This window comes from Pseudomonas sp. 01L34, from assembly GCF_056400265.1.
Genome location: NZ_JBFTSX010000005.1, coordinates 499923 through 514266, shown reverse-complemented (window position 1 = coordinate 514266; position 14344 = coordinate 499923). Strand labels below are relative to the sequence as shown.

18 protein-coding genes are annotated in these 14344 nt (G+C 54.9%); 9 read left to right on the top strand and 9 right to left on the bottom strand.

Going from position 1 to position 14344, the window contains the following annotated elements; all coding sequences use genetic code 11:
• Positions 1 to 26 precede the first annotated feature (26 nt).
• Positions 27 to 581 (top strand): hypothetical protein, encoded by a 555-nt coding sequence (locus tag AC1DQM_RS18015; RefSeq protein ID WP_018926809.1) that lies wholly within the window; start codon positions 27 to 29, stop codon positions 579 to 581.
• A 51-nt stretch (positions 582 to 632) separates the two neighbouring features.
• Here AC1DQM_RS18015 and AC1DQM_RS18010 read toward each other — a convergent pair whose 3' ends face one another.
• Genes AC1DQM_RS18010 through AC1DQM_RS17990 form a run of 5 tightly spaced genes read right to left on the bottom strand, consistent with a single transcriptional unit; the run spans position 633 to position 5663 of the window.
• Positions 633 to 950 carry a cytochrome C oxidase subunit IV family protein gene (locus AC1DQM_RS18010; RefSeq protein ID WP_028939289.1) on the bottom strand — a complete coding sequence of 106 codons (318 nt, stop codon included), beginning with the start codon at positions 948 to 950 and terminating at the stop codon, positions 633 to 635.
• A gap of 13 nt (positions 951 to 963) precedes the next feature.
• Entirely contained in the window at positions 964 to 1677 is a 714-nt protein-coding gene (locus AC1DQM_RS18005; protein ID WP_026286474.1) for a heme-copper oxidase subunit III family protein, read from the bottom strand.
• Between the two features lie 6 nt (positions 1678 to 1683).
• Entirely contained in the window at positions 1684 to 2370 is a 687-nt protein-coding gene (locus tag AC1DQM_RS18000) for a cytochrome c oxidase subunit 3 (protein WP_111454831.1), read from the bottom strand.
• Positions 2367 to 4142, bottom strand: coding sequence for a cytochrome c oxidase subunit I (ctaD, locus tag AC1DQM_RS17995; RefSeq protein ID WP_086944823.1), 1776 nt, complete (start codon positions 4140 to 4142; stop codon positions 2367 to 2369). Before ctaD ends, AC1DQM_RS18000 begins: the two co-directional genes overlap by 4 nt.
• Before the next feature lie 48 nt (positions 4143 to 4190).
• A complete protein-coding gene (locus AC1DQM_RS17990; RefSeq protein WP_477746680.1) occupies positions 4191 to 5663 on the bottom strand; it encodes a c-type cytochrome in 1473 nt (490 codons plus the stop codon).
• A gap of 308 nt (positions 5664 to 5971) precedes the next feature.
• Between AC1DQM_RS17990 and AC1DQM_RS17985 the strand changes: the two genes are divergently transcribed.
• The 3 genes from AC1DQM_RS17985 (at position 5972) to AC1DQM_RS17975 (ending at position 7198) form a co-directional block, all read left to right on the top strand.
• On the top strand, positions 5972 to 6307 hold the full coding sequence (locus tag AC1DQM_RS17985) for a hypothetical protein (RefSeq protein WP_477746608.1): 336 nt from the start codon (positions 5972 to 5974) through the stop codon (positions 6305 to 6307).
• A gap of 267 nt (positions 6308 to 6574) precedes the next feature.
• Positions 6575 to 6754, top strand: coding sequence for a type II toxin-antitoxin system HicA family toxin (locus AC1DQM_RS17980; protein WP_007984690.1), 180 nt, complete (start codon positions 6575 to 6577; stop codon positions 6752 to 6754).
• A 36-nt stretch (positions 6755 to 6790) separates the two neighbouring features.
• Positions 6791 to 7198 (top strand): type II toxin-antitoxin system HicB family antitoxin, encoded by a 408-nt coding sequence (locus AC1DQM_RS17975; RefSeq protein WP_477746607.1) that lies wholly within the window; start codon positions 6791 to 6793, stop codon positions 7196 to 7198.
• Positions 7199 to 7249: 51 nt separating this feature from the next.
• Here AC1DQM_RS17975 and tam read toward each other — a convergent pair whose 3' ends face one another.
• Entirely contained in the window at positions 7250 to 8020 is a 771-nt protein-coding gene (gene tam / locus AC1DQM_RS17970) for a trans-aconitate 2-methyltransferase (protein WP_086944822.1), read from the bottom strand.
• A gap of 71 nt (positions 8021 to 8091) precedes the next feature.
• Entirely contained in the window at positions 8092 to 8421 is a 330-nt protein-coding gene (locus tag AC1DQM_RS17965) for a YXWGXW repeat-containing protein (RefSeq protein WP_477746606.1), read from the bottom strand.
• Between the two features lie 441 nt (positions 8422 to 8862).
• Here AC1DQM_RS17965 and AC1DQM_RS17960 point away from each other — a divergent pair, with 441 nt between their 5' ends.
• A complete protein-coding gene (locus AC1DQM_RS17960; RefSeq protein ID WP_086944821.1) occupies positions 8863 to 9366 on the top strand; it encodes an inclusion body family protein in 504 nt (167 codons plus the stop codon).
• 127 nt (positions 9367 to 9493) lie between these two features.
• A complete protein-coding gene (locus AC1DQM_RS17955; RefSeq protein WP_086944820.1) occupies positions 9494 to 10033 on the top strand; it encodes an AidA/PixA family protein in 540 nt (179 codons plus the stop codon).
• Positions 10034 to 10117: 84 nt separating this feature from the next.
• Here the strand turns inward: AC1DQM_RS17955 and AC1DQM_RS17950 are convergent, their stop codons facing one another.
• Entirely contained in the window at positions 10118 to 10576 is a 459-nt protein-coding gene (locus tag AC1DQM_RS17950; RefSeq protein ID WP_018926819.1) for an Lrp/AsnC family transcriptional regulator, read from the bottom strand.
• A gap of 268 nt (positions 10577 to 10844) precedes the next feature.
• Between AC1DQM_RS17950 and AC1DQM_RS17945 the strand changes: the two genes are divergently transcribed.
• Positions 10845 to 12233, top strand: a complete 1389-nt coding sequence (locus AC1DQM_RS17945) for an amino acid permease (RefSeq protein ID WP_086944819.1) — start codon at positions 10845 to 10847, stop codon at positions 12231 to 12233.
• A gap of 206 nt (positions 12234 to 12439) precedes the next feature.
• On the opposite strand, the gene AC1DQM_RS17940 is transcribed toward AC1DQM_RS17945, so the two are convergent.
• On the bottom strand, positions 12440 to 12994 hold the full coding sequence (locus tag AC1DQM_RS17940; RefSeq protein WP_086944818.1) for a TetR/AcrR family transcriptional regulator: 555 nt from the start codon (positions 12992 to 12994) through the stop codon (positions 12440 to 12442).
• 126 nt (positions 12995 to 13120) lie between these two features.
• Between AC1DQM_RS17940 and AC1DQM_RS17935 the strand changes: the two genes are divergently transcribed.
• A complete protein-coding gene (locus tag AC1DQM_RS17935; RefSeq protein ID WP_477743381.1) occupies positions 13121 to 13789 on the top strand; it encodes a DJ-1/PfpI family protein in 669 nt (222 codons plus the stop codon).
• A gap of 23 nt (positions 13790 to 13812) precedes the next feature.
• A complete protein-coding gene (locus AC1DQM_RS17930; RefSeq protein ID WP_477743380.1) occupies positions 13813 to 14343 on the top strand; it encodes a DUF2867 domain-containing protein in 531 nt (176 codons plus the stop codon).
• The last annotated feature ends 1 nt before the right edge of the window (position 14344 follow it).

Below are 14344 nucleotides of genomic sequence, written 5' to 3'. Positions count from 1 at the left end.
GGCCAACACGAGATGGGAGGTGTGGCATGAACCGACACTATTACATCAGTGACAATCTCGACGATCTCGAAGCCCTTGAAACCGAACTGGAAGCCAACGGCATCAATACCGAACAAATTCATGTGCTCAGCGAACAAGTGGCTGATGTTGAAGAACATCATCTCCACGAGGTCAACTCGTTGATGAAACAGGATGTTGTTCACTCTGGCGAGATTGGTGCAGTGGTTGGTGTGCCACTCGCAGCGCTGATCCTTGGCGGTGCCTATTGGCTGGGCTGGACCGAAACCGCCGCAGGCTGGGTACCTTTTATCTTCCTTGCCATTGTTATATTTGGCTTCTGCATCTGGGAAGGCGGCTTTTTTGGTATTCAGGTACCTAACGCGCACTTCCGCAACTTTAAACAGATGGTGGAAGACGGCAAACATATCTTCTTCGTGGATGTTGATCCGAATCAGGAGCCGGTATTGGATCGGGTCATTGAACATCATCCAAAACTGAAGATCGCCGGCACGGGTACGGCATCCCCTCACTGGACAGTCGCCTGGCTGCACAAATGGCATCAGTTCAAGCGAACGATATAACGCCATTTATTGCGGGTTGACCCCGGAGGCTCAAAGCCGTCCGTTGGCTGCTTATTGACCGAAGAAAACGACCCGACTGAGGAAAACATAATCCGCCTCGGTGGCCATCAGCCCGACGAGCACCAGCAAACACAACGGTGGCACCAATATGGCGTAGACCATGGCCAACCGTTCCCAGGCCATGTGCATGAAGATGGAGACAATTAAACCTGCCTTCAACAACATGAACGTGATAATCAGGGCCCACCGAAGGTAGCCATGGAAGTGAAAATAGTCGACCAGATACGACATCGTGCTGAGGACGAATAACAGCCCCCAGATTTTCAGGTACAAACTGATTGGATGTTGCTGACCCTGAGCATGCGCCATCACCCGTGCTCCTCTACCATAAATAGAAGAAAGCAAAAATAAACACCCACACCAAGTCCACGAAGTGCCAGTAAAGCCCGGCTATTTCGACGTTCTGATAGTTTCCGGAGCGCTCATAATCTCCTCGCATGACTTTCATCGCCACAATGCTGAGGTAGATGGCGCCGATTGACACATGCAGTCCGTGAAAACCGGTAATCATGAAGAAGCTGGCCCCAAATTGCGCCGCGCCCATGGGGTTCCCCCAGGGACGCACGCCTTCGGCGATAAGCTTGCTCCATTCAAATGCCTGCATGCTGACGAAGGTCACGCCCAAGGCCGCGGTCGCCAGCATCAGGGCCGTGGTTTTCGCGCGATCACGGCGATAGGCGAAGTTAACGGCCATGGCCATGGTGCCGCTGCTGCTGATCAGCACAAAGGTCATGATGGCAATCAGAATAAGCGGGATTTCTCTGCCGCCGATCGTCAATGCGAACACTTCACTGGGGTTCGGCCAAGGGGCGGTGATGGTCATGCGGACCGACATGTAGCCGGTTAAAAAACAGGTGAATATAAACGTGTCGCTGAGCAGGAATATCCACATCATCGCCTTGCCCCAGGGGACCTGCCTGAAAGCCTCCCTATCCGAGGCCCAGTCGCTGGCGATACCCTGCCATCCCGGGGCAGGCGGCGGGCTTGGTGGATTGGATGAACTTGACTCGGCCGGTGCTAATGGGTGCGATGCCATGGCTTTTCACCTCAGGCCGCAGAATCTGGCGATGGCTTCATAGGTTTGCGGCGTGCTGGTCAGCAGTGCGAAGAGCACGAACCAAAGACCCAATAAGTAGTGCCAATAGGTGGTACAGAGCTCTACGCTGACGCGCAGTTGCGGCAACGGCACGTGACGCAGGAATTTAACGACGGTTATGCCCCAGGCAATCAACCCGCCCAGCAGGTGAAGGCCATGCACACCGGTCAACAGGTAGAAAAAACTGTTGGCCGGATTGCTGGCGACAAAGTAGCCCCAGGCGACAAACTGCTGCCAGACCCAGACTTGTCCCGTCAGAAAAGCAATTGCAAATACCCCCCCCACCACAAAGCCCATGACCGTTGCGTCCAGTCGAGCCTGTCGGGCGGCCATGCGCGACCACTGCAGTGCGATGCAACTCAGTACCAGAAAAGCCGAATTCACCCACAACGGCCATGGGTTGGCTAAAGGCGCCAAGGGGTCTGTCAGGGGGAGCCAGTCGGCCATTTGTGAGCGGGCAATGAAGGCGAGCAGGAAGAGAAAGAATAACGAACTCACCACAGCCAGAAACAAGCGCAGGCCTACCTTTGCGGTTTGGCTTCTATCGGCGGCGGTCTGAATACCTTCAGGATCGCGATTCCAGCTGCCGCCGGGGTCAGCGTCGTCGGCATTTCTCAATAGCAGTCTGTTCATGTTTTAACGTCCGCTATCTTGGTTCCGGCACTGAGTTGCCGCATTTGCTCCAGCTCCTCGGCAGAGACCGTTTGCGGCACGAAATCCTGCTCTATCCCCGGCACGCTGTAGTCATAGGCCCAGCGATGCACCACCGGCAGTTTCGCTCCCCAGTTACCATGTACCGGTGGGGTGTTCGGCGTTTGCCATTCCAGACTGGCCGCCCCCCAAGGGTTACTGCCCGCGGGTTTGCCTTTAAATACACTCCAGGCCATGTTGAACACGAACAGCAACTGGGAAACGCCGACGGTCAATGCGACCACCGTAATGAAGGCATTCAACTCTTGCGCCGACTGCGGGATGAACGCGTAGTTTTCATAGGCGTAGTAACGGCGCGGCATACCCTGGAAACCCAAGTAGTGCATGGGGAAGAAAATGGCGTAGGTACCCAGAAAGGTAATCCAGAAATGCAGCTTGCCCAGGGTGTCGTTAAACATGCGCCCGGTGACTTTCGGGAACCAATGATAGATGCCGCCGAACACCACCAGTACCGGTGCGACCCCCATGACCATATGGAAATGGGCGACGACGAAATAGGTGTCCGAGAGCGGAATGTCCACGATCACATTGCCGAGAAACAACCCGGTCAGACCGCCCACCAGGAAGGTGACAATAAAGGCCAGGGCAAACAGCATCGGCACGGTCAGATGAATGTCGCCCCGCCACAGGGTCAACACCCAGTTATAGACTTTCAGTGCAGTCGGCACTGCGATGATCAAGGTGGTGACGGCGAAGAAAAAGCCAAAGTACGGGTTCATCCCGCTGACATACATATGGTGCGCCCAGACCACAAAGCTGAGCACGCCAATCGCAATAATCGCCCACACCATCATTCGGTAGCCGAAGATATTTTTACGCGCATGGGTGCTGATCAAGTCGGAGACCAGACCAAATGCAGGAAGAGCCACGATGTAGACTTCCGGGTGGCCGAAGAACCAGAACAGGTGCTGGAATAATATCGGGCTGCCGCCCTGATGATTGAGCTGCTGCCCCAGCGAGATGATCGCCGGCATAAAGAAGCTGGTGCCCAATAGTTTGTCGAACAGCATCATGACCGCACTGACAAACAACGCCGGGAAGGCCAGCAAGGCCATGATCGAGGCCATGAATATTCCCCATACGGAGAGCGGCATGCGAAACAATGTCATGCCGTGCGTGCGCGCCTGCAACACCGTGGTGACGTAGTTCAGCCCGCCCATGGTGGCGGCGACAATAAAAATCGCCAGAGAGACGAGCATCAGGACAATGCCCCATTCGACCCCGGGTGTCCCCTTGGTGATGGACTGCGGCGGATAGAGCGTCCAGCCCGAACCGGTGGGACCGCCCGGCACAAAGAAACCGGCGAGCAATACCAGTACCGCCACCAGGTAGAACCAGTAGCTCAGCATGTTGACGTAGGGAAAGACCATGTCGCGGGCGCCCACCATCAGTGGGATCAGATAGTTACCGAAGCCACCCAGAAACAGGGCCGTCAGCAAATAAATGACCATGATCATGCCGTGCATGGTCATCGCCTGATAGTAAGTATTGGCGTCCATGAACGCCAAACTGCCGGGGAAGCCTATCTGTAAGCGCATCAAGTCGGACAACACCACGGCGATAAGCCCCACGAACAGAGCCGTCAAGGAATATTGAATGGCTATGACCTTGTGGTCCTGACTCCAGATGTATTTGGTCAGGAAACTTTTAGGCTCGTGCAGCGCTTCTGTTTCGGCTTGCTCCGCATAGGCCATCACGTCATCCTCCTGTCGAAGTTTCGGTGTACTGCTGGCTGCTTACGGCTATTTCCCTGGCTGCGCCTTGCTCGTATCAGCGTCGGCATTCGCTTTGGATTTGATAAAGGCGATCAGTGCATTCAACTCCTTATCGCTGGGAGCAAAGACCGGCATGACGGGTGCATACCCCTTGACGATTTTGGCAGCGGGATTTAGAACCGAGTCTTTTATATAGCCCTCATCGACCTTGATGCTCGTACCGTCGGCAAGGGTTTCGGTCTTGCCGTACAGACCCTGCCAGCTGGGACCGATGCCCTTGCTGCCATCGACACTGTGGCAGGCCAGGCAGCCGAGCGATTCAGCCAACTGCTGTCCCTGCGCCGCCAGGTCCTCACCTGGGCCCGGCGCTTGGCCGGCAGCAGATTCGTCGCCTTGTCGCGCAGCACCCAGTGATTTGATCAGGGCGATGAGTGCACCCAGTTCATCGTCATTGAGAGTATAGGTCACCATGACCGGCGGGTAGCCTTGTACCAGGCGGGCCTTCGGATCGAGGATCGACTCTTTCAGGTAAGCCTCATCGACCTGCACACTGCTGCCATCGGCAAGCTGTTCAGTGCGGCCATACAAGCCCTTCCATCCCGGGCCGAGACTGGCACTGCCATCCTGGCTATGGCAGGTCCCGCAACCGTATTTTTCGACCAACTGGCGGCCTTTTTCCAGCACGCTGTCCTGACTGGGCTTGGCAGCCGTGGCTAATGTCTGTGCAAACGTCGGTTGGCTTTTCAGCCATTGATCGAAGGCACCCTGCTCTTCCACGATCATCTGGCCGCGCATGTTGTAATGACCGACACCACAATATTCAGCGCAAAGAATTTCATACTTTCCGGTTTTGGTCGGAGTAAACCAAAAGTACGACACCATCCCCGGCACCATGTCCATCTTGCTGCGGATTTGCGGAACATAGAAATCGTGCAGTACATCTTTGGATCGCAGTAAAACTTTCACCGGTTTATCGAGCGGAAGACGAACTTCATTGCTTTTTATCAGTACATCGTCCTGCCCGGCAGGATCATTGGGATCAAGGCCGAGGGGGTTGGTGGAATCAACAAATTTGATATCTGACTTACCCAACTTCCCGTCTTGGCCAGGGAAGCGAAAGGCCCACTGCCACTGCTGGGCGATCACTTCAAGTTCATAGGCATTTTTCGGCACCCGGATAAAATCATCGTAAACAACCAGGCCTGGCGCCAGCATGGCGACAATACCTACCGAAGTAACGATAATTAACCATAGTTCCAGTTTTTTACTTTCTGGTTGGTAGTGCGCCCTGGATCCCTCCTTGTGACGATAACGCATCACCGCCACCGCCATAAAAACCGTGATGGCGATGAAGAATATTCCGCTAATGATCAGGGTGATAAACAGGGTGGTGTCTATGGATCCCCAGTTGGAAGCTGCCGGTGTTGCATGCCAAGGCGCGAGTATATGGAAGAGTACTGATGCAATAACGATTAGTATCAAGATAATTGCTATTGCCATGTTCTCTTCATCCTGTTCCTGTTGCTCATTGGTTATGCCAAAGCATCGCCACTGACGTCCAAGCAGGGCAGACAACTACCACCCATCCCGGTGGCAAAGCCAGTAAGAAGTATAGAGCCATCGGGCTGTACCGTGAGGCGGGCAAGCGAGGCCCGGTTGCCAGCTATACTCAATTTCAGATTACGGACGGCAGGGATCGGCCAGCAGCGGCCGAAAAGACGAACCCTGCCTGTGCGTAGCGGTCAGATAAGTGATGGTATTGAGAACAACAGCCACAAAATCCAGCAGTCCACGACGGAGGTTTCGTCATGAGTGCCCTGACGATCGAAGGCTGGTGCAAGCCCAGCCCCGACCAGAAGTCCATCCCGATCGGTGAGATCCATTTTTACGTCGACGGCCCCCTCCACCTGCGTCTGGAGGAAGCTGAAGAACGCCTGCAGAAAAACCATGAGCCCGAAGCCATGGTCGATGTCGACATGAGCACAATGGAGTTGGTCTTGCCTGAGGGATATGCCCCCTTGTCCGATTGCCAGATGCGCGTCTACTTGCAGCACGGGCGCGGTCAGTTCCATTTGGTGGGGCATCGAGCGAGCGATGGAAGCATGATCTACACCAACGCGGTTTTGATTGATCAGTTGCTTTAGCAGTTACTGCGTGATTCTCGAGAACACAAGAACCGGTCCGAAATGGCCGGTTTTTTGTACGTGAAATTTTAGCGCCCCTCCCCCTTAAGCCTCGCGGTAAAACCCTGCAATACAGAAAACGGGTTCTACCCAAACCATCGCGACATGCCCTCCTAGACTCGTTTCATGCAGCTCTTCCATCCGTATCCAGGGTGCGTTGGTGGTTATAGTGTTGATTAGTGATTTTCAGTAGGTATAGTAACCATAAGCACACCACAGGGAGGTGATGTGAATAGCCGGTTTTTGATAAGCCAAATCGTCGCGGACGGCTGGTATCTGGTACGAATCAGGGGGAGTCATCACCACTTCAAGCATCCGACCAAGCCTGGACTGGTGACGGTTCCTCACCCGAAAAAGGACCTGCTCAAGAAAACGGCCATTAGTATTTTGCAACAGGCGCTGCTCTGACGAACCGATGGACTGCGCCCTCGGAGGATAACGAACATGCTTTACCCCATCGCGATTTCCATGGGTGATGACGAACACGCCTGGGGCGTAGAAGTTCCGGATATTCCGGGTTGCTTCTCCGCCGGTGAAGATCTGGATGACGCCATGGCCATGGCTCGCGAAGCCATCGAAGGTCATTTCGAGATTCTGGCCGAAGACGGATCACCGATTCCGCCCGCCAACAAAGTGACCCTGCATGCGGCTAATCCACAGTACGCAGGGTGCACGTGGGCCGTGGTGGATATCGATGTCACCAAATACCTGGGCAAGGCGCAGAAACTCAACATCACCCTGCCCGGCTATCTGCTCAACCGCATCGATGAGTACGTATTGCACCATCCGGAAGAGAAAAGTCGCTCCGGGTTTCTGGCCTCGGCGGCGCTCAAGGTCTTGCAGCAAACTTGATAGCCTGAAAATCGGATCAATCAAGGGGACGAATGTGTCCCCTTTGATTCGTCAGCGCGTTGCCACCATGAACAACCGCGGAAACGGCAGCAGCACCGAACCATCACTCAGCGCCGGATAGGCCTGCTCGATTGCCGCCTGATACTGCTTGAGATAGTGCGCCCGTTCCACGTCATCCAATGGTTCGAGAAAAGGCCGCAAACCGGAGCCTTTGAACCACTCGACCACGCCCGATGCGCCGTCCGCGAGCGGATGATAGTAAGTGGTGCGCCATACATCGACGCGAGTGCAGTGGCCACGCAGCATTGAGTAGTAGCCGCTTGCACCCTCCATTTCCGTTCGCAGGCCGGCAGCCCTTGCCAGCTTGTCAGCCCAAGGTCCGTTCGCTGCGACCTCGCGCATCAACCGGTGCGACGGTTCGTTGAGGTTATCGGGCATCTGGATCGCCAGGCTGCCGCCGGGCGTGAGCCTGTTTACCAGCGACGGCAGCAGCCTGGCGTGATCCGGCACCCACTGCAGCACCGCATTGGCGAAGATCACGTCAAACGGGCCGGTGTCGCTCCAGGTATCAATGTCAGCGACGTCGAAACGTACCTGAGGTAAACGCTTGCGGGCGGCCTCGATCATATCGGTCGAACTGTCCAACCCACGCACCGCGGCATCGGGAAAACGCTGCACCAGCAACTCGGTCGAATTGCCGGGGCCGCAACCGATGTCGATGGCCGAACGGACGTCCACCGCTGGGATGGCGGCCAGCAAGTCACGCGCCGGGCGCGTGCGCTCATCTTCGAAAGCTACGTATTGTTTGGCGGACCAACTCATATCGCTCTCCTGTCGGGTGCATTGTTGTCGCCAGAGGCAGACAACCGGTTGGCTACGATACATCGTCCGCGTCAGTTAACCCACGCCCCCACCCGCCAATGCCAGCCATCGTTACGTTGCTCCCAGTGCGGATGCACATAACGATACCCCGGTCGCTCTGGGACCCAATGGCCATGAACCGCGACATAACGCCCGCCTTCCCAACGCCAGTACCCCCTGGACCAGAGGTAACCCGGTCGCCCCGCGGGCTCTACCTCGATAACGCGTTCCGGCGGCGGCTGCGGTGCGATGACCTCAACATATTCACGCTGCACCGGACGCCGGTCATGAACGACCCGTTCCTGCACACAACCCGCTGCGATAACCACCACTGCCAGCAACACCATGTAACGTAACAACATGCCGCCTCCTCTGGCTTGAAAGCCAAGTTGAGTGAACCAGCAAAAAAACGCCCCCTTTTCCGCCATGCTCCTGCCTGGCTCACTGCTTTTTTAACAGGTCTTGTCTGTCTATTGCCTGAACCCGGATCACTTGACGATCGGAAAACACAGAGGATCTGGATGAGCCTTTTTTATCGCCAAATCGTAGGAAGTCATAACCTAAATGACCGTTCGTCGACCGACCAGCAAAGCAGTTTTGACAGTATAAAAATGGCATCTATAGTCCTATCGCGGCCTGTTGGAAGGAACCCAACCCGTCATTTCAAGGCAAGGAGCAAGGCCAGCTCGTCCCCGTGATCGAGTGGGTTCCCCAGTAGTGTGTTCGCAACGGCCACAAGGCAAGCAAGCGTTGTCGTGCCTGGTAAGTAGCCAGACAATCACTATGTTAAAAGGAGCTTCACTATGTCTCGAGTCACGGATGTACTTGTTTCCATCGACACTGAAACCATTCTGAAAAACTACCCGAACATCAGCAAAAACCCTGCTTCACCGACGCTGATCGACTGGAAGCACGTCTACATGGTCACCAACCAGGATAACGTGATCAGTGGCCAGGCCGGTGGCGAGCTGGACCTCAAGGCCCAGGTTGGCGATCTGATTCGCTGGCGTGAAACCAGCCTGTCCCAGAGCTTCGAACAGGCCGTGATCTTCTACAAATTCATCGGCAACCAAGGCAACGATCTGATCTCCCCGCCTTCGCCACGCACGGCTACCGCTAGCGTTGCGGTACCCAACCCCAGCAATCCCTCGGTGCCTAGCTGTCAGAAAGTTGCCAACCACTACTGGTCCTCGGAGACCCTGGCGTGTGGTCGCGTGACCTACCATTTCAACTTCCTGATCGTCGACCGCAACTGTCAGATTGTCGGCTGCTGCTCGTGGGACCCGTTCATTTCCATCCATAACTGATGATGGAATCGACCCCTTGGCAACGAGGGGTCACCTCCAGTCCGTTGCCGCCTCGGCTGGAACAGGATGTCTTGCTTGAAACCGAAGCGGTTACCGTTTTGCGTCAACATCATGAAAGGAATCCATGATGACTTCCGAACCGATTACCCCCCCTTCAGCGAGTACCCTGACCGCCAATAGCGTGCTGCTGGTCGTCGATGCCGAATCGCTGCTTTCGCGCTATGCGCAACCCAGCCTTGACCCGCAAAAGCCGACTGTGATTGAAGATGGTTTCATCTTCGGCATCAGCGCTACACCAAAAACGAAAAATGTTAAAAATGACAGTAAAATTACACTGACCACCCACAACGGAAAAGTCTTTCATATTCGCGGCAGGACCGTCAGTTTGCTGGCCGAACACAGCGTGGTATTCCACAACATCACGGTGGACGATACCGGGATCCTTTCTCCGCCCAAGCTGATCGTCCACGGCGACCAGACCGTCCCCGCGCCCGACCCCGCCAACCCGAACCAGCCGGGCAGCCACAAGGCCGATGATCATTATTGGGAGTGCTCGCAACTGAGCACGGGCGTGGCAACTTGCGAACTGAGCTTCATGCTGATCAACCAGCGCTGCGAAGCGCTCGGGTATTTCAGGTGGAAGACTGAGGTGACGCTGTCGGCGTGAATAAAGATTATCGAGTAGGAGGCGGCTTCACAGCCGTCGTCCTCTCACACCACCGTAGGTACAGAAACAAGCAAGTCCAGGCATTTACAGTGGCAAGGTATTGCAGTGCTTGATCTCCTTGAGCGAAAAACCGGTGTACATTTCCTTGATATTGCCGAGCGTACGTATGCGATGCATGGCGACTTCATGGAATGCCTCCATGTCTTTGACGACTACCTGCAGGAGGTAGTCGTATTTCCCCGACACTTTGTGACAGGCAATAATGTTGGGCAGCGCCAGAACGCCCGCTTCGAAATGTTCCATGGCTTGCTCGGAGTGACTATCGAGGGTGACGCTGATGAAAGCGAAAAGTCCCAGCCCTATGGTCTTCGGGTTCAAGTGCGCGTGATACCCGACAATCACCTCCTCTTCCAGGCGCTTCAGGCGCTTCCAGCAGGCTGGCGCTGACAGGCAAACACGAGCGGCGATCTCGGCGTTCGTCAGGCGACCATTCATTTGCAGAATTTCCAGAATTGAACGATCAACCTTATCCATTTCCGCCATGTGTTCTCTCCCTTTAACAATGCGTACGCGGTAGGGCGATTGGCCCCATCCCGCAGGTCCTTGATCAAGCATCCATTTCTAGAAACTACAAATACTAGAAAGAAAATTACGTAAAGAACACATTTTGGATAATTAACGACTGAAAAATAACTAAATACAGACCCGTTTCGAAAACTAATTTTCGAGGCACTGAAATACAATTTCTTGTCATTTCCGACACCCAAGCCACTGGCTCTGACAATAAAAATAAGTAACAACGGAGGCAATATTGAGCATTTTCAGAACAAAAGACCTGGACGCAATGATTGCTGCTGCCCGAGCGCCTGCAGGGTTGAAAAAAGTGCTGGGGCCGATGGATTTGGTCCTGATTGGTATCGGTGCAATCGTGGGGACGGGCATCTTCGTATTGACCGGAACCGGCGCATTGACTGCGGGACCGGCCCTCATGGTTTCATTCCTGATAGCGGCGTTGGCCTGTGCATTTGCAGCACTCTGTTATGCCGAGTTCGCCTCATCTGTACCGGTAGCAGGCTCGATTTACACCTACAGCTACGCGACGCTGGGAGAGTTGGTGGCCTGGATGATCGGCTGGGATCTGATGCTCGAATACGGACTGGCCAGTTCGGCTGTGTCTGTTGGGTGGTCGGGTTACTTCCAGTCCCTGCTGAGCGGATTTGGGCTGAATCTTCCGGTTGTGCTTACGGCAGCTCCAGGCTCTTTGCCCGGCGTGGAAACCTGGTTCAACCTACCCGCGCTGGTGATTATGCTGGCAATTACCTGGATGCTTTCCATGGGCATCAAGGAATCCGCGCGCGTAAACAACGTGATGGTAATCATCAAAATCGCCGTGGTGCTGCTCTTCATCGCCGTTGGTGTGCGACATGTTCAGCCGGCTAACTGGCAACCATTCGCGCCCTTCGGTGGCCATGGCATTTTGAGTGCTTCGGCCTTGGTTTTTTTTGCTTTCATTGGTTTCGATGCGGTTTCCTCTGCCGCCGAAGAAGTGAAAAAACCGGCGCGTGATCTCCCCATCGGTATTATCGGTTCCTTGGCCGTTTGTGCGGTGTTATACGTTGCCGTTTCAATGATCATGACCGGCATCGTGCCCTATGCCCAATTCCTTGGCGTTGATCATCCGGTTTCATTGGCGTTGCAACATGCCGGTGAAAGCTGGGTTGCCGGGTTCGTTGATTTAGGCGCAATCGTTGGCATGACGACTGTCATTCTGGTGATGGCTTACGGTCAAACCAGGATCATCTACGCGATGTCGCGCGACGGACTGCTTCCCCAGCGCCTTTCCAGGGTTCATACACGATTCGGCACCCCATTTTTCGCCACCTGGATGGTCGGAATAGTCTTCGGGCTGATCTCGGCACTGATTCCGCTGAACGTCCTCGCCGAGCTGATCAACATCGGTACGTTGGCCGCATTCAGTCTGATCTCGGTGGCAGTGATCGTATTGCGCAAGACCCGACCTGATCTCCCTCGCGCATTCAGATGCCCGGGCGTGCCCATTGTTCCATTGCTCGCCATCGCGTTCTGCGTAACCTTGATGACCTTCCTCAAGCAGACAACCTGGCTGGCATTTGGGGCGTGGTTGGCAATTGGCCTGGTGATCTACTTCGCCTATGCGAGACGCCGCTCGTTATTGCATTAATCCAGCATTTCGTCAGGTCTCTTTGGAGTGTCAATCAACCTCCAATAGTTTTCAGGTGCGAAACTGCATTCCAGTTGCGCACCTGATTGCATTCGCCAGTCAACCCTCACCTCATTTGTCCTGTTTTTAGACCCAGGAGAGCAGTGGCGCGCATTTGCAGTGGCACGCGAACTCTATTTATTCAGTTACCCCATTTAGCTCATGACCTAGGCCCGCCACGGTGGAAGAGCCCCTTCGAAAAGTGAAAAGGCTCGATGCAGGAAACTGTTGAAGCGAGCGGCATCACGTCGCAGCCCTGCCTGTTGACCTCCAATCAGGCACAGATGGGCCACCTGAGCAATCACTTCTGCTTGGCCTGGCATATGGACCAAGCGGCGGCACGTGCGTATCGCGAAATCCAGTCGTCTTGTGTCAACACGCTGCTGAAACTCGCCTACCAACGGATCATGCAGCGACCAGGCTCGGATGGAAATTTCCCGCCCAGGTTGTTTCTCAGCGGCAATACTCAAGTAGCGTTTCAAGGTTTCGCCCGCGCTACGACCCTGCGCCGCATAAGCGAGCATGCGCTCCGTGTAGTCTTCTTCCCAAGCGGCCAGCAAGGTGCGGACAAAGTCTTCGCGATTGCGGAAATGGTGATAGAACGATCCGCGGGTCACATTCAATCGGCGCGATAGACTCTCGGCCGAAACGCCGATATGCCCTATTTGGTCGAGGGCCTCAAAACCAGCCGCGATCCAATGGTTACGAGTTAGTTTTCTCACCCGTTATTTCGCTCCATGTTTAGCGCCATACAGACTGTGTATGGTGCGCAACCGATTGATACGCTGCGAACACCAGCAAAGATGGCCGTTGCGTTTTGCACGCCAGCACTTTTCATGGAGCTCGCCTTGAAGAAAATCGTTCTGGTTGCTTTCGACCAATTCACTGATATCGACCTATTCCTGATGTGGGACATCTTAGGCCGCAACACCGAGGACTGGCACATCCGAATATTGGGTTCCAGCTCTATCGTGAGATCGGCGCACGGCCTGCCTGTTTCGGTGCACGGTCCGCTTTCCGAGGCCAATAGTGCCGACGCGGTATTGTTCGTCAGCGGCAAGGAAGGGATACCCGCTGCACTTGCCGCCCCAGATTTCCTGCCGTCGTTTGAACTTGACTCCAGACGCCAGCGAATCGGCTCAATATGCGCCGGAGCTTTCATTCTCGAACGGCTTGGGCTGCTCAGCGGCCAAGCAACTACACACCCGGATGCACGATCGAGCTTGCAAGCTCTGGGACTTGAGTCCATGGACCAGCCTCTTGTATGCCAGGGGAACGTTGCAACCGCTGGCGGATGCCTTTCGGCGCTCTATCTGGTGGGATGGTTGGTTGAATCCTGGTTCGATGTCGACAAACGCCGTGCGACGTTGCTCCCTGTTCTGCCAGCTGGGCAGCAAGAGCTCTATGATGCCTTGATCGGGTTCAGCATCCGACAAGCACTTACAGGGCGACAAGGAGCGTTATACGACAAACCATCGCAACAAGAAACGCGACATGGCATGTCGTCTAATTGGTAGTTAGAACTCAGGAGAGATCCCCGATGCCCCGAGAATTTGAGCTCATTATGTCCGTGCCAGTCCCCTCGAGGTCCGGCATCACCCACCTTTACAAGTCAATGAACCTAGCGGACGCTTTTGCGATTCGGCTCCCTGCGGGCACATCCAGCAATCCAGATTTGCTAGCTCGATTCATCCTTTCCCACCAGCCATCCTGGATCGGATGGCTCATGAAAGTCCGAGACACTATCGTTGCCTGTTTTGGTCTCAAGACAACCAAACATTTGGCATCACTTGCTAATCGGATTGGAATCTTCAAGGTCTACAGCACGAACCAGACTGAAATCGTGTTGGGAGAGGACGACAAACACCTCGACTTCCGGATATCGATCCTATGTTCTGGAGAGGCAGAGCCAGAAGGCAGTCGCCAACTCGTTTTTTCAACCGTGGTCCAGTGCCACAACCGTCTAGGCCGGGCCTACATCTTCGTTATTGCCCCATTTCACCGCTTGGTTGTTAAGGCCAGCCTCCTCCGTGCCGCGCGCGTCGGTTGGCCTCTGGCTACCTGTCCCTAAG

What these genes read in the sequence shown, in the direction of transcription:
- AC1DQM_RS18010 (WP_028939289.1), bottom strand. Translation starts at nt 950, where the DNA reads ATGGCGCATGCTCAGGGTCAGCAACATCCAATCAGTTTGTACCTGAAA.
- AC1DQM_RS18015 (WP_018926809.1), top strand. Translation starts at nt 27, where the DNA reads ATGAACCGACACTATTACATCAGTGACAATCTCGACGATCTCGAAGCC.
- AC1DQM_RS18000 (WP_111454831.1), bottom strand. Translation starts at nt 2,370, where the DNA reads ATGAACAGACTGCTATTGAGAAATGCCGACGACGCTGACCCCGGCGGC.
- AC1DQM_RS17930 (WP_477743380.1), top strand. Translation starts at nt 13,813, where the DNA reads ATGCCCCGAGAATTTGAGCTCATTATGTCCGTGCCAGTCCCCTCGAGG.
- AC1DQM_RS18005 (WP_026286474.1), bottom strand. Translation starts at nt 1,677, where the DNA reads ATGGCATCGCACCCATTAGCACCGGCCGAGTCAAGTTCATCCAATCCA.
- AC1DQM_RS17960 (WP_086944821.1), top strand. Translation starts at nt 8,863, where the DNA reads ATGTCTCGAGTCACGGATGTACTTGTTTCCATCGACACTGAAACCATT.
- AC1DQM_RS17990 (WP_477746680.1), bottom strand. Translation starts at nt 5,663, where the DNA reads ATGGCAATAGCAATTATCTTGATACTAATCGTTATTGCATCAGTACTC.
- AC1DQM_RS17965 (WP_477746606.1), bottom strand. Translation starts at nt 8,421, where the DNA reads ATGTTGTTACGTTACATGGTGTTGCTGGCAGTGGTGGTTATCGCAGCG.
- AC1DQM_RS17985 (WP_477746608.1), top strand. Translation starts at nt 5,972, where the DNA reads ATGAGTGCCCTGACGATCGAAGGCTGGTGCAAGCCCAGCCCCGACCAG.
- ctaD (WP_086944823.1), bottom strand. Translation starts at nt 4,142, where the DNA reads ATGGCCTATGCGGAGCAAGCCGAAACAGAAGCGCTGCACGAGCCTAAA.
- AC1DQM_RS17975 (WP_477746607.1), top strand. Translation starts at nt 6,791, where the DNA reads ATGCTTTACCCCATCGCGATTTCCATGGGTGATGACGAACACGCCTGG.
- AC1DQM_RS17950 (WP_018926819.1), bottom strand. Translation starts at nt 10,576, where the DNA reads ATGGCGGAAATGGATAAGGTTGATCGTTCAATTCTGGAAATTCTGCAA.
- tam (WP_086944822.1), bottom strand. Translation starts at nt 8,020, where the DNA reads ATGAGTTGGTCCGCCAAACAATACGTAGCTTTCGAAGATGAGCGCACG.
- AC1DQM_RS17955 (WP_086944820.1), top strand. Translation starts at nt 9,494, where the DNA reads ATGACTTCCGAACCGATTACCCCCCCTTCAGCGAGTACCCTGACCGCC.